The sequence below is a fragment of the Bradyrhizobium sp. SHOUNA76 genome (genome assembly GCF_023006445.1).
GTDB lineage: Bacteria > Pseudomonadota > Alphaproteobacteria > Rhizobiales > Xanthobacteraceae > Bradyrhizobium.
Map to the genome: position 1 here is coordinate 1 of NZ_JALBHA010001166.1, position 463 is coordinate 463.

Here is a 463-nt window from a genome sequence, read left to right on the forward strand (position 1 = left end):
TGCACGATCTGGTGACGGCGCAGGCCATGCGAACGCCGGATGCGGTCGCGGTGATCGATGGCGGGCGCCAGCTGAGCTACGCGGAGATCGAACGGCGGGCCAACCGGCTGGCGCATCATCTGCGCGGGCTCGGGGTCGGCGCCGAGAGCATCGTCGGCGTCTGCGTCGAGCGCTCCGCGGAGATGGTGATCGGACTGTTGGGGATCCTGAAGGCGGGCGGGGCCTACCTGCCGCTCGACCCGGCCTATCCGGTCGAGCGTCTCGGCTACATGCTGTCGGACGCCGGCGCAGGGATCGTGGTGACGCAGGCCGCGGCCGAGGCGCGTCTGGGCGAGGCCGCGGTCCGGCGGGTGCGGCTCGATGACGATCTCGGCGGTATCATAGGCGAGGAGACCTCTGCACCGGCCGCGGTGAGCGGACCGGACAACCTCGCCTACGTGATCTACACCTCCGGATCCACCGG

1 protein-coding gene is annotated in these 463 nt (G+C 70.8%); it reads left to right on the top strand.

What is annotated here, in order from left to right:
* Positions 1-463 (top strand): AMP-binding protein (locus MOV74_RS40315; RefSeq protein WP_246933123.1); only part of this gene is annotated, 463 nt, incomplete at both ends.